Origin of the sequence: Morganella morganii (assembly GCF_041099235.1) — a bacterium.
Classification (GTDB): domain Bacteria; phylum Pseudomonadota; class Gammaproteobacteria; order Enterobacterales; family Enterobacteriaceae; genus Morganella; species Morganella morganii_E.
The window spans coordinates 42,838-68,984 of record NZ_JBFZSO010000009.1; the positions used below are offsets into that span (position 1 = coordinate 42,838).

Consider the following 26,147-nt stretch of genomic DNA (forward strand, 5'->3'; position numbering starts at 1 on the left):
AAAAAAGGTCGCAACCATGACGACACTCCGGACACACACGGCAGCGCCTGCCACTTCACGCAACAAGCTGTTATGGATAGCCGGGATGGGCTGGACATTTGATGCCATGGATGTCGGGCTGCTGGCGTTTCTGCTGGCTGCCTTACAGGCAGACTGGGGGCTGAGTGCCGCACAGCTCGGCTGGATCGGCAGTCTCAATGCCGCCGGGATGGCAGTCGGTGCCTTTGTTTTCGGTCTGATGGCAGACAGAAAAGGCCGCAAACCGGTGTTTATTCTCACCCTGCTGCTGTTCAGTCTGGGATCCGGACTGACTGCTGTCGCCGGTTCGCTCGCTGTGGTGCTGGTGCTGCGCTTTTTCATCGGTATGGGGCTTGGCGGGGAACTGCCGGTGGCCTCCACGCTGGTCAGTGAGAGCGTGGCTCCTCACGAACGCGGACGTGTGGTCGTGCTGCTGGAAAGCTTCTGGGCTGTGGGCTGGCTGATTGCGGCACTGATTGCCTATTATGTTATCCCGGATTACGGCTGGCGCACGGCGATGCTGCTCAGCGCCCTGCCTGCGCTGTATGCCCTGTGGCTGCGGGCAAAACTGCCGGAGCCGGTATCCCGCTATACCGCGCAGGAGCGCCCGAAACTCACCATTGCACAATCGATGGCGCTGATCTGGTCGCCGCAGTACCGCCGTGCCACCCTGATGCTGTGGATCCTGTGGTTCTGTGTGGTGTTTTCCTATTACGGTATTTTTCTCTGGCTGCCGGGCGTGGCGATCCTCAAGGGATTCAGCCTGATAAAAAGCTTCCAGTATGTGCTGATCATGACACTCGCCCAGTTGCCCGGCTATTTCAGTGCCGCCTGGCTGATTGAACGTTACGGCCGCAAATTCGTGCTGGTCACTTACCTCGCCGGAACAGCAATCAGTGCTTATGCGTTCAGTTGCGCGGAAACCGCCACCGCGCTGGTTATCGCCGGCATGCTGCTCTCATTCTTTAACCTCGGTGCCTGGGGTGCACTCTACGCCTACACCCCGGAGCAGTATCCGGACAGTGTCCGCGCCACCGGTGCGGGAACCGCCACCGCCATCGGACGGATAGGCGGGATACTGGGGCCGCTGCTGGCCGGTTACCTGATTCAGTATCAGTTTGCTGTCAGCACGATTTTCCTGATCTTCAGTGCCGCAGTGGTGATCGCCATTCTCGCGGTTATTTTCCTCGGTGCGGAAACCCGCAACCGCGAACTCAGCACCATTTGACGTCTGTTCTGACGGCGGTTATTCCGCCGTCAGAGCCTGATGCAGCGCATAGTTATCGCGGTCATTTCTCCCCTTTGCCGCCGCAGGCGCGTATAATTCCGCCATGATGTCACCGCCGGATCACCGGTGAAAACCGTAAAAAGAAAATGAATCAATACGATAAAATCAGCAAATTTCTGAGTTATGTCCTGAGACACAAACCGGATGCCATCGGGATCCGCCTCGATAATGAAGGCTGGACAGAGATTGCCGTCCTGCTGCGTCAGGCCGATGTTCACGGCACGCCGTTTGATCGCGGAACGCTGGAACAGGTGGTGGAAAGCAACGATAAAAAGCGGTTTACTATCTCATCCGACGGCATGTATATCCGCGCGGCACAAGGGCATTCCGCCGGACAGGTGGCGATAGATTACCCGCCGCAGATACCGCCGGATATTCTTTATCACGGCACGGCTATCCGGTTTATCAGTGATATCTGTGAACTGGGGCTGATTGCCGGATCACGGCACTATGTCCACCTCAGTGCAGATGAAGATACCGTACTGACAGTCGGTGCCCGTCACGGCAAACCGGTGGTGCTCACCATTGCCGCCGGGGAGATGCATAAAACCGGGTATCCGTTCTATCTGGCGGATAACGGCGTCTGGCTGACGCCGCATGTCCCGATAAAATACCTGTCGCAGAAAAAACCCGGCTGACCGGGTTTATGCGTTAAGACGTGCCGCATGCCAGGCGATATGATCGGCGATAAAACTCGCAATGAAGTAATAGCTGTGATCATAACCGGCATGCACACGGATGGTGTGCGGGATATTGTGCATTTCACAGGCCGATTTCAGTAAACCGGTTTTCAGTTGTTTACTGAAGAAGGTATCCGCAAGGCCCTGATCAACCAGCACATCCGTCACCCGGTGGCCGGATTCAATCAGTTTCACCGCATCATACTGTTCCCACGCCGCTTTATCCTCTCCCAGATAGGCAGAGAAGGCTTTTTCGCCCCACGGTACCTGTGACGGTGACACAATCGGCGCAAACGCCGACACGCTGAGAAATGCATCCGGATTACGCAGTGCCAGCACCAGTGCACCGTGCCCGCCCATCGAATGCCCGCAGATACTGCGTTTTTCCGACGTGCCGAAATGCCCGGTTATCAGCGTGTGCAGCTCATCCAGAATGTAATCATACATCTGATAATGTGCTTTCCACGGTTCCTGTGTGGCATTGACATAAAACCCGGCACCCTGGCCGAGATCGTACTCTTTATCATCCGCCACCTGACTGCCGCGCGGACTGGTATCCGGCGCAACAATCACCAGACCGTGCTCCGTTGCGTAACGCTGCGCCCCGGCTTTGGTGATAAAATTCTGCTCGTTGCAGGTCAGCCCGGAAAGCCAGTACAGCACCGGACATTTCTCTGTTTTTGCCTGCGCCGGCAGAAACACGGAAAAGGTCATAGGCGTACCGGTCACCGCAGAGTGGTGACGCCAGACTTCCTGGCTGCCGCCGAAACAGACGTGATGTTCAATCCGTTCCATATTATCTCCCTGAATACGTTATCAGTAATGAATGACGGTACGGATGGATTTGCCGTCGTGCATCAGATCAAAAGCTTCATTGATTTTATCCAGTCCCATGGTGTGCGTGACGAACGGTGCCAGCTCAATTTTACCGCTCATGGCATCTTCCACCATTCCCGGCAACTGGGTACGCCCTTTCACGCCGCCGAACGCCGTACCTTTCCAGACCCGGCCGGTCACCAGCTGGAACGGACGGGTCGAAATCTCTTTTCCGGCCCCCGCCACCCCGATAATCACTGACTGCCCCCAGCCACGGTGTGCACTTTCCAGTGCCGACCGCATTACATTGACATTGCCGATACATTCAAAGGTATGATCCACACCCCATTTGGTCATTTCGACCAGTACCTGCTGAACAGGTTTGTCATAATCATTGGGGTTGATGCAGTCTGTGGCGCCGAACTGTTTTGCCAGCTCAAACTTGGACGGATTGGTATCAATAGCAAAGATGCGCCCCGCTTTTGCCTGACGCGCCCCCTGCACCACGGCCAGCCCGATACCGCCGAGGCCGAATACCGCCACAGAATCCCCTTCCTGTACCTTCGCGGTATTGTGTACCGCGCCGATCCCGGTAGTCACGCCGCAGCCGAGCAGACAAACCTGCTCCGCATTGGCCTGCGGATTGATTTTCGCCAGTGATACTTCCGCCACAACGGTATATTCGCTGAATGTTGAGCAGCCCATATAGTGATAGAGCGGCTGACCGTTATAGGAGAAACGGCTGGTGCCGTCCGGCATCACGCCTTTGCCCTGGGTTTCGCGGACGGCAACACAGAGGTTGGTTTTACCGGAGGTACAGAAATCACACTCACCACACTCGGCGGTGTACAGCGGGATCACATGGTCGCCCGGTTTCACACTGATCACACCCTCGCCGACCTCAACCACCACCCCGGCACCTTCATGGCCGAGCACCACCGGGAACAGACCTTCCGGATCATCACCGGAAAGCGTGTAGGCATCGGTATGGCATACCCCGGTGTGACTGATTTTCACCAGCACTTCACCTTTTTTCGGTGGTGCCACATCAATTTCAACAATTTCAAGGGGTAAACCCGGCCCGAAGGCGACTGCTGCTCGTGATTTCATAACGGTTCCTCTGTGTCTGAGGCTTATCATGGCAGGTGATAAGCACGAATGCCGTCCACCATACCGCACAACAGCGCTGCCTGTATAGCGCCGGTCAGCAGGTGGCCGCCACCGGTGCCGGTTTTCTGATCAGCAGACAGATTGCCAGCAGCAGGCCGTACAGTGCCGTGCCGATCAGCCACACCGTACCGTCCGCACTTTGCTGTGTCTGACTGAAGATAAAGGCAAACAGCAGCGGACCCGCCACGCCGGTCAGATTGGTCAGGCTGACCAGCACGCCCTGTAATTTACCCTGATTTGCCGCCGATGCCCCGGCGGAGATAATTCCCTGCAATGCAGGCAGTGCGATCCCGCCGCCTGCCAGCAGGATCAGCACCGGATACACCATCCATCCGGAAGTGATGGCTGACATCAGTAAAAACGCGGTGGCATCGGCGATAAACCCGGCAAAAATGATGGTTTTTTCACTCAGCCTTTTTGCCAGCGCCCCGGCAACCACCGCCTGAAACAGCGCGTGCATCGCCCCGAGTCCGGCCAGTGACAGCCCGACAGCCGTACTGTCCCAGGCAAAGCGGCTCTCTGTAAACAATACCCAGACGGTGGCCGGGATCTGCCCGATAAGCTGCGCGGTAAAAAAGACAAACAACAGCAGCGCCAGCGGTTTAAGCAGTGTGATAAAACTGATACCTGCGCTTTCCGCTTCCTGCGCTGTCGGTTTTTCTTCTGCCTGTACCGCCGGCTTAAAGATAAAAAAGACCATCAGAAAGGTGCAGGTATTCAGTATCGCCGCAATCACAAACGGCAGATGCGGCGAGATATCCCCGGCCAGTCCGCCGATAGCCGGCCCGGCGATCAGCCCGGCCCCGAAAGCTGCACCGAGGCGGCCGAACCAGGCGGTGCGTTCACTGACCGCCGTGCTGTCCGCCACTACCGAAGCCGCAACCGCGCCGGTGGCACCGGTGATCCCGGAGATAACCCGCCCGAGATACAGCATCCACAACACATTGGACAGCGCCAGCAGCGTGTAATCAAACGCAGCACCCGCAAGCGATAACAGCAGCACCGGTCTGCGCCCCAGTTTATCTGACCATCTGCCCAGCAGCGGTGCAAAACAGACCTGCATCACCGCATATAACGCCAGCAGAATGCCGTAATGATTTGCCACATCCGTTTCCGGGAGATATTCGCGCAGCAGTGATGGTAATACAGGCATGATCAGGCCAATTCCCATCGCATCCAGCAGTGTAATCACCAGCGCGATGACAGCGGGTTTATTCATTTTTCAGATCCTGCGTTAATTCTCTATCATTGATAGAGTTGGAATATATCCCTATCAATGATAGGGTGTCAATCTGAAATCAGAGGAGAATGTCATGGCGCGGCTGAACAGAGAATCGGTTATTGATGCGGCACTGGAACTGCTGAATGAGACGGGAATTGACGGGCTGACGACCCGCAAACTGGCACAGAAGCTGGGAATAGAACAGCCGACACTTTACTGGCATGTGAAAAATAAGCGGGCACTGCTGGATGCGCTGGCGGTGGAAATTCTGGCGCGCCATCATGATTATTCACTGCCTGCGGCGGGGGAATCCTGGCAGTCATTTCTGCGCAATAATGCGATGAGTTTCCGCCGTGCGCTGCTGCGTTACCGTGACGGGGCAAAAGTGCATCTCGGCACCCGTCCTGATGAAAAACAGTATGATACGGTGGAAACCCAGTTACGGTTTATGACTGAAAACGGCTTTTCCCTGCGTGACGGGCTGTATGCGATTTCGGCGGTCAGTCATTTTACCCTCGGTGCCGTACTGGAGCAGCAGGAGCACAGCGCAGCTCTGACCGATCGCCCGGCGGCACCGGATGAAAACCTGCCGCCGTTATTGCGGGAAGCGCTGCAGATTATGGACAGTGATGATGGTGAGCAGGCCTTTCTTCACGGCCTGGAGAGTCTGATTCTGGGGTTTGAGGTGCAACTTACCAACTCAGGACAGAGCCAGCGATAACGGGTAAAGGAAACGAAAAGCATGCGCGTCATGAATGACGCGCCTGAGCGTACAGGGATGTATTTACAGCGACTTTTCGTTTTTGCCCGTTATCAGCGGGCGGGACGCATCACCGTACTGCCCGGTAGCGCAGATTCGCCAGGTCATGACCGGACGGCTGCTGGTAAATATCCAGCCGGAAATATTTAGCCGACGCATTCACATATTCAAATATCTGCGACTGGGTTTCCTCATAATCAACCCAGGTTGTGGAGCGGGTAAAACAGTATATTTCAACCGGCAATCCCTCCGGTGTCGGCGACATGGTTCTGATCACCAGATACATATCCGTCCGCACATCACCGCGCATTTTGATCCAGTTAAGAAGATATTTGCGGAACAGCTGTAAATTAGTGACCCCTTTTGCGGCCATCCACTCTTTTACGTCATCGTAGCCGGTATTTTCCGACAATATTTCATCCAGAGACTGACGGAACGACTCCTGATCACGCAGCTCCGCTAACAACGTTTCATCGGCAAATGACACCGAGGACTGATCAATATAAAAACTGCGTTTAATACGGCGGCCGCCGGAAGAGAACATCGGCTGCCAGTTGGTGTATTTTTCGGTCAGGAAATCTTTTGTCGGGATCCGGGAAATTGTATTATCCCAGTTGCGGACAGTAATGGTATGCAGTGCAATATCAATCACTTCTCCGCTGATATTGCTGCCGGGTAATTCTATCCAGTCATACAGTTTCAGCACCTTACCGTTGGATACCAGAATATTGGCCACAAAGGATAATAAGGTGTGCTGAAAGACAAACATCAGAACAGCCGCAACGGCACCGAAACCGGAAATAATAATCAGCGGTGACTGCGAGGTCATTAACGCAATAATCAGGATAAAGGAAACAATCCACACCCCGATTTTGGCGATCTCAATATATCCCTTTATTGAGCTGTTACGGTACGATGAACGCCCGGTATGACGCAGGATAAAGATATCCAGCCCGTCATTAACCAGTGAAGCCAGATTAATAATCAGGAATGCGCTGCATACGGTATTAAACAGAATATTCATTTCTGCCGAAAAGGTCGGCAGCATCTTATTAATATACAGCACCAGCGTGACAGACACGACAGACGCACTTTTCTTGGCAATACTGTGGATCATACTGTCGTCAGTCAGGTTGGTAAATAACGACAACAAACGTTTTGCCACGCGCAGAAATATAAGCCGCCCGAGAAACCAGGTGACCAGCAGAATAACCACCAGAATCACCGCTGATAAAACGGCGCTCGCGGTAATAAAATCATATAATTCAGATAATTTTTCCATCATATCTCACAGCATACATCAAAATATCAGCGTATGAGTCTGACACAGGTAAAATATGTGTATTTGATTACGGATGATGTCAGGCAATGACCGGTTATCCGGCACCGGTTATTGCCGGCGGAAAATTCAGGATTTTTTCTGCAGCTCACAGACCATATGCCCCGGTGATTCCGGATTCAGATCGCGGGTGCCGAAGCGGCGGACAGAATAATCAGAGCGGATACAGTGATAAACCCGGCCCGATGCGGCAGAGGATACCGTAAAATCAATATTCCGCTTACCGGTAACGGACGGCGGATTTTCTTTAATATTGCTGATAGTGAGATCTGACATATCACCCGCCTGAAAATCGCGGTTAATCGCAGCCTGTGCATGCATTTTCAGGGAATTCGGCGTATAGACAGGATAAATAGTTTCATCGGCACATCCTGCTGCTGATAAAATAATGAGCGCCGCGGCGATTCTTTTCATTTCTGCTCCTGTGAATTCTGTTGTGCTTTTTGCGGATACATCGCCGGATGGGCGGTGCGCCATGCCAGCGCCTGTTGTTCGCTGAGATGGTGACCTTTGAATTCAATGATCCTGATGCTTTTTTCATTCTCATTGAGACGCAGCATACGGAAACACCTATCCGGAAAAATCGTGCCCATCATAAGGTCTGCCATCTCATTATTCTCGTCAGAAGGGGCTATCCGGTCAAATAACCAGATACGGTCACCGCTGCGCAGCTGCTGATACAGATCTGATTCATCACATCCTGCCAGAAACGGGGCATAAACCGTGTATTTGCCGATTTTCATGTCTCTTCCTTTTGCACAGGTCCTGCGCAGAGAGGGTAGCGCATTACGGGAAGCCCTGTACCCGGTTTCATCCGAAATCCGCCAGCTGTGACGATCGCACAATTGTGATAATCCCGCATCACGATAAGGGATATAGTGATAATAGTTCTCATTACGATCACAGGCAAATTTATCATGCTGAATACACCGCAACTCAGTCTGGCTGAAATCAATAATACCGTGCCGGTTGCCGGGGCAAAGTCCGGTTTTCTGCGCAAACTGTTTGCCTTTTCCGGCCCGGGTGCACTGGTGGCGGTGGGATATATGGATCCCGGTAACTGGATCACCTCGATTCAGGGCGGGGCGCTGTACAGTTATCTGCTGCTGTCGGTGATTTTGCTGTCCAGCCTGATTGCGATGCTGTTGCAGGCAATGTGCGCGAAACTCGGGATCGTCACCGGCCAGGATCTGGCACAGGCCACCCGGGCGCGGGTCGGGCCGAAGCTGGCTGCGCTGTTGTGGATCACCACGGAACTGGCGATTATGGCGACCGAAATTGCGGAGGTGATCGGCAGTGCGGTGGCACTGAACCTGCTGTTCGGTATTCCGCTGATGGCCGGTGTACTGCTGACAGTGCTGGATGTATTTCTGCTGCTGGTGCTGATGAAACTCGGTTTCCGCAAAATCGAAGCCTTTGTGTTTGTCCTGATCTTAACGATTTTCCTGATTTTTGCCTACGAAGTGATGCTATCAGATCCGGACATGGGCGCGGTATTGCGCGGCTTTATTCCGTCAGAGAAAATCTTCACCGCCACACTGGCCGGGCAGGATTCCGCCCTGCTGATCGGGCTGGGGATTGTCGGGGCGACGGTGATGCCGCACAACCTCTATCTTCACTCTTCTATTGTGCAGAGCCGTCAGTATGACCGCCGCAGTGAAGCCGGGCTGCGCGAGGCGATCCGCTTTGCAACGATTGATTCCAATATCCAGCTCGGGTTTTCCTTTATTATCAATTGCCTGCTGCTGGTGCTGGGCGCAGCGCTGTTTTTCGGTAACGATCCGTCTGACCTCGGGCGTTTCACCCAGCTGTATGACGCGCTGCAGAATCCGGGCATCGTCGGCGGTATTGCCAGCGCCACACTCTCCACACTGTTTGCGGTGGCGCTGCTCGCCTCCGGTCAGAACGCCACGATCACCGGTACACTGACCGGGCAGATTGTGATGGAAGGCTTTATTCATCTGCGCCTGCCGGTGTGGCTGCGCCGGGTGATCACCCGTGGTCTGGCCGTGATCCCGGTGATTATCTGTATTTACCTGTGGGGGGATCGTGAAGATGTGGTGGAAAGTCTGCTGATTTACACCCAGGTGTTTCTGAGTATCGCCCTGCCGTTCTCAATGATTCCGCTGCTGCTGATGACCTCGAGCAAAAAAATCATGGGAGTGTTTGTTAACTCGCGGCTGACGATCATACTCGGAACGGTGTCCGCTGTGGTGCTGGTGATCCTTAATTTACAATTGATCCGGGAAGTGGCCGGGATGCTGTTTCGTGCCTGAATAATCCGGGTACGGTGCCGTACCCGGAAAATACGTGATCAGCACTTCGGTGCGCTGTCCATTTTATTCAGCCGTGTCATGATAGCCTCCAGCACACCACCGCCGATAGCGCGGGCTTTATCAGAAACCGAACGGAAGTCCGCCAGTGCGCCGCGCGGGTCAACGTCAGCGATTTTAAACCCTTCCGGCACACACAGCCCTTCATTGAGCAGACCGCGCACCATGCCGTCCATCGGCGAGAGAATTTCTGTGTCTCCGATACGGGCAATCACATCCCCTTCGTGTACCAGGTCGCCGATATTCACATGGCGCGTCATCATGCCGCTGTGCGGTGCGCGTAACACGCGTTCGGTGGTTTTACCGTTGATATTGCCCGGAATACCGGTATTCGGAGCCGCGCTGCCGTGGGTGATCACCCGTCCGAGGTGATGGCCGCGCTGAGTTTCAATCACTGCATCACAGTCGACACCAGCCTCAAAGCCCGGCCCGAGGGCAATGGTGCAGGGAGCCATCTTGCGGTGGGTACCGGCAACATTACGTTTGGCGATAATGGCATCCACCACCACATCCGGGTGCAGCGCCGGTAACAGTTCGCCGTGTTCGTCCGCCAGCACCGGGATGGTGCCTTCTTTCAGATAGCGGTTTACTTCATCAATATCATGAGCATAGCGGGCACAGACCCCTTCCACACAGCTTTCGCCGTCATAGAGCGCCTGGGCGAAAGAGACCGTACAGCGGATCACAGTCGGTTTGCAGACATCCAGCATCACCACTTCAAAACCGCTGTGATACAGACGTAATGCCACGCCGGTTGCCAGGTCACCCGCACCGCGGATCACCACCCGTTTTGCTCTGCGGGCTTCTGCCGGGTTCTGTTTCATTGCCCCGCCCGGGGCATCATTCATGACCTGTAACAGCTCAGCCAGAATACTGACCGCGATTTCATGCGGTGTTTCCGCACCGATATCATAGCCAACCGGCGCATGAAGCCGGGAGAGCTGTGCATCAGATACCCCGGATTCGCTTAATTGTCTGGTGAATGTCTGTACTTTGCGGCGGCTGCCGAGTAATCCGAGGTATTTTAACGGTTTGCCGATAAGGCAGTTGAGGGATTCCAGATCCTGGCTGTTGGTGGCGATAATCACATAATCTTCCGGCTGCGGATCCAGCTGGTTAACGGCATCGGTAAATGAAGGCGCGTGCCACAGGCGGGTTGACGGCGGGAACAGATCGGGCTCCAGACTGCCGGCATACACATCCGCCACATGAATATCGATATTCAGAAAAGCTGCCAGCTGCGCAATGGCGCGGTTAACGTGACCTCCGCCGAGCAGGATCAGACGCGGGCGCACACCATGAACCGCGATATACACTGACATCGCGCCGCCGCAGTCAGAGCCGACAGCATGCTGCCCGTTGCGGGCCATCCGGCCGTGGAACATACGGGAGCGCCCTTCATGCAGTGCGTCGATCGCCTCTTCAATCACTTTGCGCTCCACCATACCGCCGCCGATGGTACCGATGGTTTTTCCGTCTCCCAGCACCAGCATTTGCGCACTATGGCGGGGAGTACTGCCTGAGCATTCAATAATTTCTGCCATGGCAAACGGGCAATTCTTCTCAACCAACTTCGCTGCTTCGGTAAAAATTTTCATAAACAGACCTCAATGGATATCCCTGCATTTATCATTGATATTATTGTCGCTGCAATATGTGTGTAATTGCGGGATCTTCCCTGACGGCACCGAACCATACAGCGTTCAGCGGAGTGCCGCGGATCCAGTCTGCCAGTATATCCGGCGAAAAATTCTCATTTTGAGAAAAGCGGTTTATCAGCCAGATCCGTAATGCGTCCGGTGGTGCTGATTTCCACATCCCCTGCGGATGCCGGATCAGGCGGCTTATCGCTCCCAAATCCAGCGTATCACCGCTGTTTAAGCCGGTAACGGCAGAGAAATGTGACCACCGGTGAACATTATCAGGCCCGACGGACGCCCCCAGAAGCCGGCCATCCGTCACAGCAATAACACAATCACTGTAATCAGGTATGCAAGGTTCATGCTCAGCCGGCGCTTTTATGCCAAAACCGCGAGCTCCGTCAGCTTCGGCTAAAATAACATCAACGGCATTTTGTTCCGCCAGGGCGTTAATATCAGCGGCAGAAAAGCCGCGCACCTTATTATTCTGCGGGTTCCAGCCGGTATAACAGGCAAATGAGCCTCTGTTTGTGACCGCATCAGGCAGGCGGACCGGATGACAGGCGAGAATGACCGGAAACCCTTCGCGGGGCAGAAACATATGGGTGGTGGTGGTGATCATCACCTTTTTCCCTAATTGAGAAAAAGCCTGTGCCAGCCAGAACAGACAGCTGGTTTTGCCGCCCGCCCCGACAATACTGATCACCATTGCATGGCCGCCCGGATGTGTATCACATAACCGGCGCAGCGGTTCAGGTATAGTGGCGCAACTTCGGACAGGGATCTGTGTATTGAGGGCCGTTGTCATCGTCATTACCGAATCCTTTGAATATCAGTCACTTTCAATATTTATCAGCGGAGTTTATACCCATTATGCCGTCTCACCCGACCTCAGCCGATACCGCTTTATCTTATTTATCAGTCCGGGAGCCGCTTTGCCCGCAGGAAACGGACTGCATAATGACGGCGGCCGGGCTCTCCTCACGGATGGGTGAGTGGAAAATGATGCTGCCGTGGGGCAGCGGCGGTGCCACTCTGCTGGATACCAGTCTGTCGAACGCACTGCGCTTTTGTCACCGGGTCCTGCTGGTGACCGGCTTTCGCGGCGCGGAACTGGCTGCGCGTTATCGGTCCGTAAAACGCATTCAGATCCTGCATAATCAGGATTATGAAACCGGACTGCTCTCTTCACAGCGCCTGGCCGCACAGGCAGTGACCAGCGAATACTGTTTTCTCACCCACGGTGATGTACCGTTTCTCACCCCGGAAATCTGGCAGATCCTGTGGGCACAGCGTGGTGATGCCGCACTCCTTCCCTGTTACAAGCAAGTTCCGGGCCACCCCGTACTGCTCTCCCGCACATGCCTGCTCACCGCGCTGTCACACCCGGCGGGCAATACCATGAAAAAACGGCTGCAGGCCGGTCCTCACACCTTCCTGAATATGCAGAGCGATGAGGTTATTACCGACATCGATACCCCGGAGGCTTATCAGCAGCATTATCGCGGGTAATCCGGCTGTACACTATTACTTCCGTCTCATTAATAACATTAATTGTTAACGCAATTTTCCCATTATCAATGTGATACATTTTTTCTTTTTTTGAGAATCTTATTCACATGTTAATCCCATGGTAATCAAGATCTTTTTTATTGATTCATATTCTCATTTGGCGCTGTGCGAGCTGTTTCACACTTTGACATTAAGATTAGATTTGTCTCACATTTTTTTATTTCTCTGAACGCCAAATCCGCAGCCTTAAACAATCCTGGCGTAATTGTTGCAACTGTGAGTGCATACAGTTGCATGTCCGGCACCACCGGCATGCCCCCTCATATTGCAGCAAGGAGAGTTTTATGGGAGATATAATGCGTCCCGTCCCGTTCGGCGAACTTCTGAACCGGATCTTTGAAGAATATAAGGCGAGCCGTTCCATTTTTGGTATTAATGAACGGCAGTTTTACCGCAGAGAGCATCAGCATCCTCTGATGTCCGTCTTCGGTGAAACCTGTGAGACGCCGATCGGCCCGGCGGCCGGTCCCCATACTCAGCTTGCTCAGAATATTGTGGTTTCCTGGCTGACCGGCGGCCGTTTTATCGAGGTGAAAACGGTTCAGATCCTCGATGAACTTGAGCTCGAAAAGCCGTGTATCGATGCTCAGGACGAATGTTTCAACACCGAATGGTCCACCGAATTTACCCTGCCGAAAGCCCACGACGAATACCTCAAAGCCTGGTTTGCCCTTCATTTATTAGAAGCGATTTTTGACCCGCGCACCAAAGGCGAGGCCAAATCCTTCATCTTTAATATGAGTGTCGGTTATAACCTGGAAGGGATTAAACAGCCGCGTATGCAGCAGTATATCCACGCCATGATGGATTCCTCGCAGTTGCCGGTCTTCGCGAAATACCGTGAGGAAATGAAATCCTTTATTTCCCGCCCGGGCTTCCTGAAAGAGCTGGGTCTGGAGGCTCGCAAAGCAGATCTGCTGGCCATGACTGACCGCGTACCGGGGGATTTATCCAAAGGTGTGACCCTCTCCACCATGCACGGCTGCCCGCCGGATGAGATTGAGGCTATCTGCCGCTACATGCTGGAAGAGAAGCACATTAATACCTATGTGAAGCTGAACCCGACACTGCTCGGCTTCCCGCGTGTCCGTGAAATTCTCGATACCTGCGGCTTTGATTACATCGGGCTGAGTGAGGAATCGTTCTCTCATGACCTGAAACTGGATCGTGCCCTGGAAATGTTACAGCGCCTGCTGGATCTGGCGAAGGAAGTGGATCGCGGTTTCGGGGTCAAACTGACCAACACCCTCGGTACCATCAATAATAAAGGGCGTCTGCCGGGCGGCGAGATGTATATGTCAGGCCGCGCACTGTTCCCGCTCTCCATCAACGTTGCCGCGCTGCTCTCCCGTCATTTTGACGGCAAACTGCCGATTTCTTACTCCGGCGGTGCCAGCAAGTTCAATATCCGCGATATTTTTGAATCCGGTATCCGCCCTATCACCATGGCGACTGATCTGCTGAAACCGGGCGGTTATATGCGCCAGACCGAGTGTCTGCGTGAGCTGGATAAATCCGATGCGTGGGGCATGACGCAGATTGATACGGGTAAACTGAATGCGCTGGCAGAACGCGCCGTCAGCATGGAATATACCCAGAAACACTGGAAATCAGACCAGGAAATCGACGCGGGCGGCCCGCTGCCGCTGACCGACTGTTATGTCGCACCGTGTGTGACCGCCTGTGCCATCAAACAGGACATTCCTGAATATATCCGCCTGCTGGGCGAAGGCCGCTATGCGGATGCACTGGAACTGATTTACCAGCGCAACGCCCTGCCTGCTATCACCGGTCATATCTGTGATCACCAGTGCCAGTACAACTGTACCCGCCTGGATTACGAAAGTGCGCTGAATATCCGCGAACTGAAAAAAGTGGCGGTGGAAAAAGGCTGGAAAGAGTACAAAGCCCGCTGGCACAAACCGGCCGGTTCCGGTGATAAAAACCCGGTCGCGGTGATTGGTGCCGGTCCTGCCGGTCTGGCTGCCGGGTATTTCCTCGCCCGTGCCGGTCATCCGGTGACGGTATTTGAGAAAGAAGCCAATGCCGGTGGTGTGGTGGCGAATATCATCCCGCACTTCCGCATCCCGCGTGAAACTATTGAGCACGATATTCAGTTCGTCGCCGACCACGGCGTGAAATTTGAATACGGCTGTGACCCGCGTCTGACCGTCGATAAACTGCTGGAGCAGGGTTTCACCTATGTGCTGGTCGGGATCGGGACAGATAAAAACAGCGGCGTGAAACTCGCCGGTGACAACCGCAACGTCTATAAATCCCTGCCGTTCCTGCATGATTACAACAACAATGCGCCGCTGAAAATGGGCAAACATGTTGCGGTTATCGGTGCCGGTAACACCGCGATGGACTGTGCCCGCGCCGCCAAACGGATTGCCGGTGTGGAAGATGTGACCGTTATCTACCGCCGTTCTCAGGCAGAAATGCCTGCCTGGCCGGAAGAGTATGAAGAAGCGGTTGAAGATGATGTGAAATTCATGTTCCTGCACAACCCGGAGCAGTTCAATGCTGACGGTACCCTGCTGGTCCGCACCATGAAACTGGGTGAACCGGATGAATCAGGCCGCCGCCGTCCGGTGGCGACAGAAGAGACTGTTACCCTGAAAATCGACAGCGTAATCACCGCTATCGGCGAACAGCAGGATTGCGAAGTGCTGTCACAAATCGGCGTGCCGATGGGGGAAGACGGCTGGCCGGCGGTGTACCGCAACAGCGGTGAAACCACCCGCGCCAATGTGTTCCTGATTGGTGACGTGCAGAACGGCCCGTCTTCTATCGTTGCAGCTATCGGTGATGCGGGTCGTGCGACGGATGCCATTCTGGAGCGCGAAAATATCCTCTCTCACTACAACGGTAAATACTGGCTCAATGTCGATCCACAGGATATTACGGACCGCAAAGGCGCTATCGCCGTGCAGATGGTGGACAGCGACGACCGCGAGGCGTTCGTGAAACAGGAAGCAGAGCGCTGCCTGGAATGTAACTACATCTGTGCGAAGTGTGTCGATGTGTGCCCGAACCGCGCCAACATTTCAGTGGCGATTCCGGGCTTCCGTAACCGTTATCAGACCCTGCACCTGGATGCGATGTGTAACGAGTGCGGCAACTGTGCCCAGTTCTGTCCGTGGCAGGGCAAGCCGTACAAAGACAAAGTCACTATCTTCAGCCTGCCGGAAGACTTCGAAAACAGCACCAACCCGGGCTTCCTGGCTGACGGCAGCACCTTTACTGTCCGCCTCGATGGCAAAGTCAGCAAATTACAGCTGGGTGCTGACGGGGAATTCAGTCAGGTTCCTCAGGAGCTGGAAGAGATGTGCCGCATCATGAGCCATGTCCATAAACACTATCGTTATCTGTTAGGCCGGGTGGAGAAATAATTATGCTGATTCTGAAAAATGCCACCATTGTTGAGTTCGAACCGGCGGGGATCCGCGAAGGTACCGATATCGCCATTGAGGGTGACAAAATTGCGGCTGTGGGTAACGGGCTTCATTCCCGTTACCCGGGCGCGGAAGTCAAAGAGATGAACGGCAAACTGGTGATGCCGGGGATCGTCTGCTCCCATAACCATTTCTATTCCGGCCTGTCACGCGGCATCATGGCGAATATTGCGCCGAGCCCGGATTTTATCTCCACCCTGAAAAACCTGTGGTGGCGGCTCGACCGCGCGCTGGATGAAGAATCCCTTTATTACAGCGGCCTTATCTGCTCTCTCGAAGCGATTAAGAGCGGCTGTACCTCGGTGATTGACCATCACGCCTCACCAAACTATATCGCCGGTTCCCTGAAAACCCTGCGTGACGGCTTCCTGAAAGCCGGTCTGCGCGGCATGACCTGCTACGAAACCACCGACCGTAACGGCGGCCTGAAAGAGCTGGAAGCCGGAGTGGAAGAGAATATCGCCTTTGCGGAACTTATCGACAGCGAACGCAAAAGCGGTAAATCCCGCTATCTGGTGGAAGCGCACATCGGGGCACACGCACCGTTTACCGTGGCAGATGAAGGTCTGAAAATGCTGCGCGAGGCGATTAAGAAAACCGGACGCGGCCTGCATATTCATGCGGCGGAAGACAGTTATGACGTCTCTTTCAGCCACGACAAATACGGCAAGGACCTGCTGATCCGCCTGGGTGAGTTTGACCTGATTGATGAAAAAACCCTGATCGCCCACGGCCTGTATCTTTCTTCCGCAGATATTGAGCTGCTGAATAAAAAAGATGGCTTCCTGGTTCACAACGCCCGCTCCAATATGAACAACCATGTCGGTTACAACCACCGTCTGGGTGACTACAACAACGTGGTGCTCGGCACAGACGGTATCGGCTCCGATATGTTAGAAGAAATGAAGTTTGCCTTCTTTAAACACCGCGATGCAGGCGGTTCTATGTGGCCGGACAGCTTCACCCGCTTCCTGTGGAACGGTAACCGCTTGCTGGCGCGTAACTTCGGCAAACAGTTCGGCCGCGTGGAAACCGGCTATCAGGCTGACCTGACCATCTGTGATTACACCCCACCGACACCGTTCACCGGGGATAATCTGCCGGGCCATCTGGCCTTCGGTTTAGGATCCAACAGTGTGAACAGCGTGATGGTGGATGGTGTGATGGTGTATGAAAACCGTCAGTTCCCGTTCGATATCGAACCGCTCTTTGCAGAAGCACGCAAAGCCGCGAAAAAGATGTGGGCCCGGATGGACGCACTGTAATAAAAAAACCATGGCCTGCGGCACTGCCGCAGGTCTGAAGAGCAATGTAGGGGTAACCCATGATCGAACAATTTTTCCGCCCTGCCACCTTAACGCAGGCAACTGAGCTGAAACAACGCTTTCAGGAAAGCGCCGTCTGGTTTGCAGGCGGCAGTAAACTGAATGCGGTACCGACCAAAACTGACCGCACCGTCGCTATTTCACTGTCACTGCTGCCGCTGAAGTCTATCGAATGGCAGGATGGTATTCTGCGCATCGGCGCGGTTGTCACGCTGGAAGCGCTGCGTGAAAGCCCGCTGATCCCGCGTGCGCTGTATGACGCGCTCGGTTTTATCTATTCACGCCACATCCGTAACCAGGCCACCATCGGCGGGGAGATCGCCGCCTGTCAGCGCGAGCATGCGCTGCTGCCGGTGCTGCTGGTGCTGGATGCTCAGGTTCAGCTGGCCAGTAATGATGTGATCCCGCTGGAAAGCTATCTCGCCGCACCGGATGACCGCCTGATCACCCATCTGATTTTACAGGATCCGTTCCGCCGCTGTGCCACCCGAACTGTCCGCGAAACCGCTGACGGCTGGGCTGTGGTCACTGCCGCTGTCGCACTGACCGGCAATAATGAGCAGCGGATCGCCGTTGACGGTGTCGGTTGCGGTATCAGCCGTCTGCCGCAGGTTGAGGCGAAAAATCTCAGCGGGGAAGCGCTGGAGAAAGCCGTCAGTCAGGCGGTGAAGCCGAAAGCGGATTTACTGGGCAGTGAAGAATATAAACGCTATATCACCGGAATTTTAGTTTCAGATCTGCTGACAGATTGCCGGCAAATGGGGGAGGAATAAGAAATGAACGTCCATTTTATACTTAACGGCACCCCGCATTCACCCGATTGCATTCCGGGCGAAAACGTCCGCAACATTCTGTTCAGCCTGGGTATGCACTCTGTACGTAACAGCGATGACGGCTATGGTTTCGCAGGCTCTGATGCCATTTTATTCAACGGCCGTATTGTCAACGCATCATTGCTGATAGCCGCACAACTGGAAGGCGCAGTGATTGAAACCGCCGAATCACTCGGCAAGTGGAATGAACTGAGTGATGTTCAGCAGGCGATGGTGGATGTGGGTGTGATCCAATCCGGTTATAACGACCCGGCGGCTGCCCTGATCCTGACAGATCTTATCAAACGCATTCCGGAGCCGGATCGCGACCAGACTGATGATGCGCTTTCCGGTCTGTTCAGCCGTGATGCCGGTTATCAGCAATTCTATGAAGTCATTGATCTGCTGGTAAAACGCCGTAAAGATCCGCACTACAAAGCCGATAATGCTCCGGCCTTCCGCGATGACCTGACCGTTGTCGGGAAAGTCACGCCGAAAACCGATGCTGCCGTGATGGTGCAGGCAAAACCGTGCTATGTGGAAGACCGCATTCCGGCCAATACCTGTGTTATCAAGATGCTGCGCAGCCCGCACGCTCACGCGCTGATCACCCGCCTGGATGTCAGCAAAGCGGAAGCCCTGCCGGGCGTGGTGCATGTGATCACCCACAAAAACTGTCCGGATGTGTATTACACCCCGGGCGGACAGAGTGCGCCGGAGCCGTCTCCGCTTGACCGCCGCATGTTCGGTAAAAAACTCCGTCACGTCGGTGACCGCGTGGCCGCTGTGGTGGCAGAAAACGAAGCTATCGCACTGAAAGCATTGTCGTTAATCGAAGTCGAATATGAAGTGCTGAAACCGGTTCTGTCTATCGATGAAGCCAAAGCTGACGGCGCACCGCTGGTGCATGATGAGCCGGTGATTTATGTTAACGGTGCTCCGGCTGACCTGGCAGAGCAGAATAAGAACGCGGCAGATCGCGGCGAGCATTTACAGATTAACTTCCCGATCGGTGCAAAACCGTGCAAAAACATTGCTGCGGGTGTTCACGGCCATATCGGGGATCTGGATAAAGGCTTTGCGGAAGCGGATACCGTTATCGAGCGCACCTATGAATCCCGACAGGTTCAGCAGTGCCCGACCGAACCGCATATCTGCTACACCTACATGAACGGCGACCGTCTGGTGATCCACGCCTCCACTCAGGTACCGTGGCACTTACGCCGCCAGGTGGCGCGTATTCTCGGCCTGAAACAGAACAAAGTGCATGTGATCAAAGAGCGTGTCGGCGGCGGCTTCGGCTCCAAACAGGATATCCTGCTGGAAGAGGTCTGCGCATGGGCAACGTATGTTACCGGCCGTCCGGTGTCATTCCGCTACACCCGTGAAGAAGAGTTTATCGCGAACACCAGCCGTCATGTGGCGAAAGTGAAAATCAAACTGGGCGCGAAAAAAGACGGGAAAATCACCGCCATCAATATGGAATTCCTGGCGAACACCGGCCCTTACGGTAACCACTCACTGACGGTACCGAGTAACGGCCCGGCGCTGTCACTGCCGCTCTATCCGTGTGATAACGTCGATTTTCAGGTAACCACTTACTACTCCAACATCTGTCCGACCGGGGCATATCAGGGTTACGGGGCACCGAAAGGTAACTTCGCCCTGACCATGATCCTGGCTGAACTGGCAAAAGAACTGAATATCGACCTGCTGGATCTGATTGAAACCAACCGCGTGCATGAAGGTCAGGAACTGAAGATCCTCGGCGCTATCGGGGAAGGGAAAATGCCGACCTCGGTACCGACTGCTGCCAGCTGCGCCCTCGGCCCGATCCTGAAAAAAGGCCGCGAGCTTATCAACTGGGATTCCCCGCGTAAGCAGGACGGCGACTGGAAAACCGGGCGCGGCGTGGCCATCATCATGCAGAAATCCGGGATTCCGGATATCGACCAGGCAAACTGTATGGTCAAACTGGAATCTGACGGCACCTTTATCGTCCACTCCGGCGGGGCGGATATCGGTACCGGTCTGGATACCGTGGTCAAAAAACTGACCGCCGAAGTGCTGTGCTGCTGCCCGGATGATATCCATGTTATCTCCGGGGATACTGACCACGCGCTGTTCGATAAAGGGGCGTATGCCTCCTCCGGCACCTGTTTCTCCGGTAATGCGGCGAAAATGGCGGCTGAAAACCTGCGCAAGAAAATCCTGTTCCACGGTGCCGCGCAAATCGGTGAGCCGGTGGAGGATGTCACCCTTGCGGCTCCCGGTGTGGTACGCGGTAAGAAAGGTGAAATCAGCTTCGGGGATCTGGCGCATGCTGCCGAGGGCGGTACCGGGTTTGGTGTGCTGGTGGCAAACGCCAGTTATATCACACCGGACTTTGCCTTCCCGTACGGGGCAAACTTTGCCGAAGTGGCGGTGAACACCCGTACCGGTGAGATCCGTCTGGATAAATTCTACGCGCTGCTCGACTGCGGTACGCCGGTGAACCCGGATCTGGCCCTGGGTCAGATTTACGGAGCCTCCATGCGTGCCATCGGCCACAGTATGTCAGAAGAGATCCGCTACGACGCCAAAGGTGTACCACTGACCCGCGATCTGAAAACCTACGGCGCACCGAAGATCGGCGATATCCCGCGTGACTTCCGCGCGTTCCTGGTGCCGAGTGATGACCATGTCGGCCCGTACGGCGCGAAATCCATCTCGGAAATCGCGGTTAACGGCGCAGCACCGGCTATCGCCACTGCAATTCATGATGCCTGCGGTGTCTGGCTGCGTGAATGGCACTTCACGCCGGAAAAAATCCTGCGCGGCCTGAGCAAAATATAATTAAATCAACCCTGCCCTCGCCGGTTCCGGTGAGGGCTTTTTGTAAGCAGAGGAGTCAGCTATGTCGTCTGAACATACCGTCAAAGCGGTACGCGGGAAGTTCCTGGATATCACCCGCGTAGTGACCTCGATGGACGATCTGCCCGATGCAGTCCGCCTGATTGATGACGGCCTGATGCTAATCCGGCACGGAAAAATAGAGTGGTTCGGACAATGGGAAGACGGGAAGCATCTGATCCCGGAAACCGTCCGTGTCCGCGATTACACCGGGAAACTGGTGGTGCCGGGCTTTATTGATACCCACGTTCACTATCCGCAGAGTGAGATGATCGGCGCTCACGGCGAGCAGTTACTCGAATGGCTGAACCGTCATGTGTTCCCGACCGAAAAACTGTATCAGGATATTGATTACGCCCGTGAAATGTCGGCGTTTTTTATCAAACAACTGCTGCGTAACGGCACCACAACCGCACTGGTCTTCAGTACTGTTCACCCGGAATCGGTCAATGCCCTGTTTGATGCGGCAAGCCAGCTCAATATGCGCCTCATCACCGGTAAAGTGATGATGGACAGAAACGCGCCGGACTACCTCACCGACACGCCGGAAAGCAGCTACGAAGAGTGTAAGGCGCTGATCGAACGCTGGCATAAAAAAGGGCGTCTGCTCTATGCCATCACCCCGCGTTTTGCGCCGACCTCCAGCCCGGAACAGCTGGCCGTGTGTCAGCGGCTGCGCGAGGAATATCCGGACACCTGGGTTCACACTCACCTTGATGAAAACAAAGCAGAAATTGAGTGGGTAAAAGAACTCTATCCGGACAGTAAAAACTACCTGGATGTCTATCACCACTATGGACTGACCGGTGAACGCAGTGTGTTTGCGCACTGTATCCACCTTGAGGAAGAAGAGTGGGACTGCCTGCACGATACCGGCTCGGCGGTGGCATTTTGTCCGACATCAAACCTTTATCTCGGCAGCGGCCTGTTTAACCTGAAAAAGGCGCTGGCGAAAAAAGTGAAAGTCGGGATTGGTACGGATGTCGGTGCCGGAACGACCTTCAACATGCTGCAGACACTGAGTGAAGCTTACAAAGTGATGCAGCTGCAGAAAACCTGTTTAACCGCCTTTGAAGCGTTTTATCTCGCCACCCTCGGCGGCGCGCATTCATTAGGGCTGGATAACTGTATCGGTAACTTTGCCGCCGGCAAAGAAGCGGATTTTGTGGTACTTGAACCGACCGCGACCCCGCTCCAGCAGTTGCGTTATGACAACTCACGCACGCTGGCGGAGAAACTGTTTGTGATGATTGCGCTTGGTGATGACCGCACGATTTACCGGACTTACATCGATGGACGCCTGGTCTATGAACGGACCTGACGCACACCAATGCAGTGATTAAAACACATTTTCATTTCATTCTCGGGGTCTGCAATTATGTCTGATAATACAACACCGGATAACTCCGGGGCGGCAGCAAAAGGCGCACTGGACGCGTACTTTCAAATCTCCGCCCGCGGCAGCAGCGTCAAACGGGAGATCCTGGCCGGGGTCACCACTTTCCTCGCCATGGTCTATTCTGTCATCGTCGTCCCTTCCATGCTCGGCAAAGCCGGGTTCCCGCCGGGGGCTATTTTTGTCGCCACCTGTCTCGTCGCCAGTATCGGTTCTCTGATGATGGGACTGTGGGCAAACCTGCCGATGGCTATCGGCTGTGCGATTTCACTCACCGCCTTTACCGCATTCAGCCTGGTGCTCGGGCAGCAAATCAGTATTCCGGTTGCACTCGGTGCGGTCTTCCTGATGGGTGTGATTTTTACCCTGATATCCGTTACCGGGGTGCGAAACTGGATACTGAGAAATCTGCCGATGGGGATAGCCCACGGCACCGGGATTGGTATCGGTCTGTTCTTACTGCTGATTGCCGCCAACGGCGTCGGCCTGGTGATCAAAAACCCGCTGGAAGGTCTGCCGGTGGCAATGGGGGCATTTACCTCCTTCCCAGTCGCCATGTCACTGATCGGGCTGGCGGTGATTGTCAGCCTGGAAAAAATGCACGTGCCGGGCGGGATCCTGCTGGTGATTATCGGGATTTCGGTTATCGGCCTGATTGTTGACCCGAACGTCACCTATCAGGGGCTGATCGCCATGCCGTCACTGAGTGGCGCGGACGGTAAATCCCTGATATTCAGCATGGATATTATGGGTGCGCTGCAAACAGCGGTTCTGCCGAGTGTGCTGGCACTGGTGATGACGGCGGTGTTTGATGCCACCGGTACCATCCGTGCCGTGGCCGGACAAGCCAATCTGCTGGATAAAGACAATCAGATTATCAACGGCGGCAAAGCCCTGACCGTGGACTCCGTCAGCTCCATTATCTCCGGTGCGGTGGGTGCCTCTCCGGCAGCGGTATATATTGAATCCGCTGCGGGGACTGCCGCAGGCGGTAAAACCGGGCTGACTGCCGTGACCGTCGGCGTGCTGTTCCTGCTGATCCTGTTCTTCTCTCCGCTCTCTTACCTGATCCCGGGCTATGCAACCGCCCCGGCACTGATGTATGTCGGTCTGCTGATGCTGAGTAATGTGGCAAAACTGGATTTCGACGACTCCGTCGACGCCATGTCCGGGCTGGTGTGTGCGGTCTTTATCGTACTGACCTGTAATATCGTCACCGGGATTATGCTGGGCTATGTCACTCTGGTGATTGGTCGTCTGGTGGCAAAAGAGTGGCGCAAACTCAACACCGGCACTGTAATTATTGCCATCGTGTTAGTCGCCTTCTATGCGGGCGGCTGGGCTATCTGATCAATAAACAAACGTGGTTTTATTCCTTACGGGGCACGCTGTGTGCCCCGTTCTGTTATCCGCCGCCCGGTGGTGCATGAGTTTGTTATTCATACATCAGCCTTCCCTGTATATCCGCAATACCGATTGTGACAATACATCCTGCATTGAAATGCAGAAAATCGGACTCTATCCCGTCAGAAAAAATAACCCCGTTTTCCGGCATCTGTGATTCAAGCTGTAATGTCATCGTATTATCGACCGCCCCGAAAACCAGTGAGGTTCCGGATGTCCGTCCCGGGAAAGGCTCCCGCACACTGAACTGCAGCCGCTTTTCATCCCAGCCGATCCCGGCACGCAGCGGATGTGAACTGCCGCCGGTCACCCCCAGCGCACCGGCCAGAACCGATTGCAGCCAGCCAGTGGAACCCAGACCTGTTGAGACAATCACCCCGGAGGAAGACTGCGCTTCCGCCTGCCCGCCGTGACTGAGAATATAGCGGGCCGATGTGTGACTTTTCGGCCCGATAAACAGATCATTGACCGCCAGCATTTTCTGTCCGTCATTGGTGACCGCCTGTGCGAAACTCAGGGCTTTCGACGGCATATCCCGGTTCAGTGTCCGCGTCACCACTGATTCCAGCTGCGGCAGCTCAAAAGGCAGCAATATGCCGTCCCAGCGTTCCGGGTCCGGGTTAACCGCAATCACCGGCTGGCCGTTCAGGTATTTCAGAGTATTCGCCACCAGCCCGTCGCGGCCGATAATCACCACAATATCGCGGTCAGAAAACTGATAGCCCGGCAGCAGCATGCGATCCGGAACCTGTACCTGACCCGCCTGCAGCAGGATGCGTTTCGCCTCTGTCAGCTGCGCCTGGTAGCGGTCATGCTCCGCAAGATAGTCACTCACGGCGATGCCGTTATGCTCCAGGTAAAACTTCGCCTGCGGCCAGGTATTGAAACGGGCGATTAACTCCTGCAACCGGGTTTTCTGTGTGACCAGAACAAACCGTACCTCATCCCGGCGGCTCATGCTTTGCTCCCTTTTTTCATCATCTGGCTGAACATATCCGGCGCAATATTCAGCTCACCAATTTTTCCGGCATTCTGAGCCAGTGACTCAAACGCCATCGCCATCAGTTGTTCCGGTGCCATCCGGCTCAGTGCCAGCGCTTTGAGATTTTCCACCGGCAGTTCGCGGTACGCTTTCATTTTGGTTTCAATCGCATACGCATCGGCGTCGGACTGAACCCGCTGGTTATCGGCACTGAGCGCAACCAGCGTCTGACGCTGCTGCTCGCCGCTGATTTCTGCCGCCAGCCGTTCCTGCTCCATGACGGCCTGCTCACGCAGCAGTGTACGTTCATTTTCCAGCCGGGATTCCTCTATCTGCTGTTCTTTTTTCTGCACAGAGAGATCGGTCTCCAGCTCGGCCTCTTTGATCGTGCGTTCCTGCTCAACAGACGATTTGCGCCGCGCATAAATCGCATCATCGGCTTCTTTCAGCAGGGATTCCCGGGCTTCCGCCTCAAGTGCGCGGGCCGTTTCCGGTGTCGGGGTAATGGCGGTGACAGAAAAATCCAGAATGGTGATCCCCAGCGCTTCAACCACGGTCTGTTGTGACAGACGTGACTGCACCAGTGCCACCAGCGACTGACTGAGCAACAAGGCCTGACGCAGCGGCGTGGACTGGATCTCCGCCTGGATAATGGTTTGTGCCGCGCGGACAATGCGGTCATTCAGTTTCATCGGGTCGTCGGTCGCGTAGGTTTTTCCGTCCCGGTTGAGCACAAAGTTAAGCACCCCGGCCGTTTTTTCCGGCGCACTGACCTGAAAGGAGAGTTGTCCCTGAACGCGGAGACTCTGGAAATCCGCCGTCTGAAAATTGAAAATAAACGGGGTTTCCTGCGCACTTAACGGCATGGCGGCTATCGATGTGGTCGCGCTGTTGTACCAGAAACTCAGGCCCTGCCCCTGGCTTTTGACATGACCGTTCACGGAACGGATAACAAATGTGGACGGGTCAGCTTTAAAGAATTTTAAATTAAACATGGCATCACCTCATTAGTGTCGTTATGACAATAACGATATAGTGAC

General features: G+C 54.7%; 21 protein-coding genes. 11 read left to right on the top strand and 10 right to left on the bottom strand.

The window, feature by feature from the left end; genetic code table 11:
• Nucleotides 1-16 precede the first annotated feature (16 nt).
• On the top strand, nucleotides 17-1,246 hold the full coding sequence (locus AB7038_RS14255) for an MFS transporter (RefSeq protein WP_369453536.1): 1,230 nt from the start codon (nucleotides 17-19) through the stop codon (nucleotides 1,244-1,246).
• 146 nt (nucleotides 1,247-1,392) lie between these two features.
• A complete protein-coding gene (locus AB7038_RS14260) occupies nucleotides 1,393-1,944 on the top strand; it encodes an RNA 2'-phosphotransferase (RefSeq protein ID WP_369453537.1) in 552 nt (183 codons plus the stop codon).
• Nucleotides 1,945-1,950: 6 nt separating this feature from the next.
• Here AB7038_RS14260 and fghA read toward each other — a convergent pair whose 3' ends face one another.
• The 3 genes from fghA to tet(D) all read right to left on the bottom strand — a co-directional run bounded on the left by fghA (nucleotide 1,951) and on the right by tet(D) (nucleotide 5,191).
• Nucleotides 1,951-2,781 (bottom strand): S-formylglutathione hydrolase, encoded by an 831-nt coding sequence (fghA, locus tag AB7038_RS14265; protein WP_369453538.1) that lies wholly within the window; start codon nucleotides 2,779-2,781, stop codon nucleotides 1,951-1,953.
• A 21-nt stretch (nucleotides 2,782-2,802) separates the two neighbouring features.
• Nucleotides 2,803-3,912, bottom strand: coding sequence for an S-(hydroxymethyl)glutathione dehydrogenase/class III alcohol dehydrogenase (locus tag AB7038_RS14270; protein ID WP_369453539.1), 1,110 nt, complete (start codon nucleotides 3,910-3,912; stop codon nucleotides 2,803-2,805).
• A gap of 94 nt (nucleotides 3,913-4,006) precedes the next feature.
• Nucleotides 4,007-5,191 (bottom strand): tetracycline efflux MFS transporter Tet(D), encoded by a 1,185-nt coding sequence (gene tet(D) / locus AB7038_RS14275; RefSeq protein WP_369453540.1) that lies wholly within the window; start codon nucleotides 5,189-5,191, stop codon nucleotides 4,007-4,009.
• Between the two features lie 94 nt (nucleotides 5,192-5,285).
• On the opposite strand from tet(D), the gene tetR(D) reads away from it, so the two are divergent.
• Nucleotides 5,286-5,915: a tetracycline resistance transcriptional repressor TetR(D) gene (gene tetR(D), locus AB7038_RS14280; RefSeq protein ID WP_369453541.1), complete on the top strand. Its 630-nt coding sequence runs from the start codon at nucleotides 5,286-5,288 to the stop codon at nucleotides 5,913-5,915.
• Between the two features lie 109 nt (nucleotides 5,916-6,024).
• Here tetR(D) and AB7038_RS14285 read toward each other — a convergent pair whose 3' ends face one another.
• The 3 genes from AB7038_RS14285 to AB7038_RS14295 all read right to left on the bottom strand — a co-directional run bounded on the left by AB7038_RS14285 (nucleotide 6,025) and on the right by AB7038_RS14295 (nucleotide 8,036).
• On the bottom strand, nucleotides 6,025-7,236 hold the full coding sequence (locus AB7038_RS14285; protein WP_368890137.1) for a mechanosensitive ion channel family protein: 1,212 nt from the start codon (nucleotides 7,234-7,236) through the stop codon (nucleotides 6,025-6,027).
• Between the two features lie 126 nt (nucleotides 7,237-7,362).
• Nucleotides 7,363-7,707, bottom strand: a complete 345-nt coding sequence (locus AB7038_RS14290) for a hypothetical protein (protein WP_369453542.1) — start codon at nucleotides 7,705-7,707, stop codon at nucleotides 7,363-7,365.
• On the bottom strand, nucleotides 7,704-8,036 hold the full coding sequence (locus AB7038_RS14295; RefSeq protein WP_369453543.1) for a toxin-activating lysine-acyltransferase: 333 nt from the start codon (nucleotides 8,034-8,036) through the stop codon (nucleotides 7,704-7,706). The genes AB7038_RS14290 and AB7038_RS14295 overlap by 4 nt, the downstream gene beginning before the upstream one ends.
• 174 nt (nucleotides 8,037-8,210) lie before the next feature.
• Here AB7038_RS14295 and AB7038_RS14300 point away from each other — a divergent pair, with 174 nt between their 5' ends.
• A complete protein-coding gene (locus AB7038_RS14300; RefSeq protein ID WP_072872264.1) occupies nucleotides 8,211-9,569 on the top strand; it encodes an Nramp family divalent metal transporter in 1,359 nt (452 codons plus the stop codon).
• Nucleotides 9,570-9,607: 38 nt separating this feature from the next.
• Here AB7038_RS14300 and yqeB read toward each other — a convergent pair whose 3' ends face one another.
• Nucleotides 9,608-11,224, bottom strand: coding sequence for a selenium-dependent molybdenum cofactor biosynthesis protein YqeB (gene yqeB / locus AB7038_RS14305; RefSeq protein ID WP_368890106.1), 1,617 nt, complete (start codon nucleotides 11,222-11,224; stop codon nucleotides 9,608-9,610).
• 40 nt (nucleotides 11,225-11,264) lie between these two features.
• Nucleotides 11,265-12,080 (bottom strand): selenium cofactor biosynthesis protein YqeC, encoded by an 816-nt coding sequence (gene yqeC, locus AB7038_RS14310; protein WP_072872266.1) that lies wholly within the window; start codon nucleotides 12,078-12,080, stop codon nucleotides 11,265-11,267.
• Nucleotides 12,081-12,226: 146 nt separating this feature from the next.
• On the opposite strand from yqeC, the gene AB7038_RS14315 reads away from it, so the two are divergent.
• From AB7038_RS14315 to AB7038_RS14345, 7 genes are all read left to right on the top strand, one after another.
• Nucleotides 12,227-12,778: an NTP transferase domain-containing protein gene (locus tag AB7038_RS14315; protein ID WP_369453544.1), complete on the top strand. Its 552-nt coding sequence runs from the start codon at nucleotides 12,227-12,229 to the stop codon at nucleotides 12,776-12,778.
• A 344-nt stretch (nucleotides 12,779-13,122) separates the two neighbouring features.
• Nucleotides 13,123-16,233 (top strand): putative selenate reductase subunit YgfK, encoded by a 3,111-nt coding sequence (gene ygfK, locus AB7038_RS14320; RefSeq protein ID WP_369453545.1) that lies wholly within the window; start codon nucleotides 13,123-13,125, stop codon nucleotides 16,231-16,233.
• A 2-nt stretch (nucleotides 16,234-16,235) separates the two neighbouring features.
• Complete coding sequence (ssnA, locus tag AB7038_RS14325; RefSeq protein ID WP_369453546.1) at nucleotides 16,236-17,561, top strand: putative aminohydrolase SsnA; 1,326 nt, start codon at nucleotides 16,236-16,238, stop codon at nucleotides 17,559-17,561.
• A 59-nt stretch (nucleotides 17,562-17,620) separates the two neighbouring features.
• Nucleotides 17,621-18,394: a molybdopterin-dependent oxidoreductase FAD-binding subunit gene (gene ygfM, locus AB7038_RS14330; protein ID WP_368890101.1), complete on the top strand. Its 774-nt coding sequence runs from the start codon at nucleotides 17,621-17,623 to the stop codon at nucleotides 18,392-18,394.
• A 3-nt stretch (nucleotides 18,395-18,397) separates the two neighbouring features.
• Complete coding sequence (locus AB7038_RS14335) at nucleotides 18,398-21,268, top strand: molybdopterin-dependent oxidoreductase Mo/Fe-S-binding subunit (protein ID WP_369453547.1); 2,871 nt, start codon at nucleotides 18,398-18,400, stop codon at nucleotides 21,266-21,268.
• 61 nt (nucleotides 21,269-21,329) lie between these two features.
• Nucleotides 21,330-22,646: a guanine deaminase gene (guaD, locus tag AB7038_RS14340; protein ID WP_004236071.1), complete on the top strand. Its 1,317-nt coding sequence runs from the start codon at nucleotides 21,330-21,332 to the stop codon at nucleotides 22,644-22,646.
• Between the two features lie 57 nt (nucleotides 22,647-22,703).
• Nucleotides 22,704-24,071 carry an NCS2 family permease gene (locus AB7038_RS14345; protein ID WP_072872271.1) on the top strand — a complete coding sequence of 456 codons (1,368 nt, stop codon included), beginning with the start codon at nucleotides 22,704-22,706 and terminating at the stop codon, nucleotides 24,069-24,071.
• Nucleotides 24,072-24,156: 85 nt separating this feature from the next.
• Here the strand turns inward: AB7038_RS14345 and AB7038_RS14350 are convergent, their stop codons facing one another.
• On the bottom strand, nucleotides 24,157-25,083 hold the full coding sequence (locus tag AB7038_RS14350) for a sugar kinase (protein ID WP_369453548.1): 927 nt from the start codon (nucleotides 25,081-25,083) through the stop codon (nucleotides 24,157-24,159).
• Nucleotides 25,080-26,102 carry an SPFH domain-containing protein gene (locus tag AB7038_RS14355; protein ID WP_369453549.1) on the bottom strand — a complete coding sequence of 341 codons (1,023 nt, stop codon included), beginning with the start codon at nucleotides 26,100-26,102 and terminating at the stop codon, nucleotides 25,080-25,082. The genes AB7038_RS14350 and AB7038_RS14355 overlap by 4 nt, the downstream gene beginning before the upstream one ends.
• Nucleotides 26,103-26,147 lie beyond the last annotated feature (45 nt).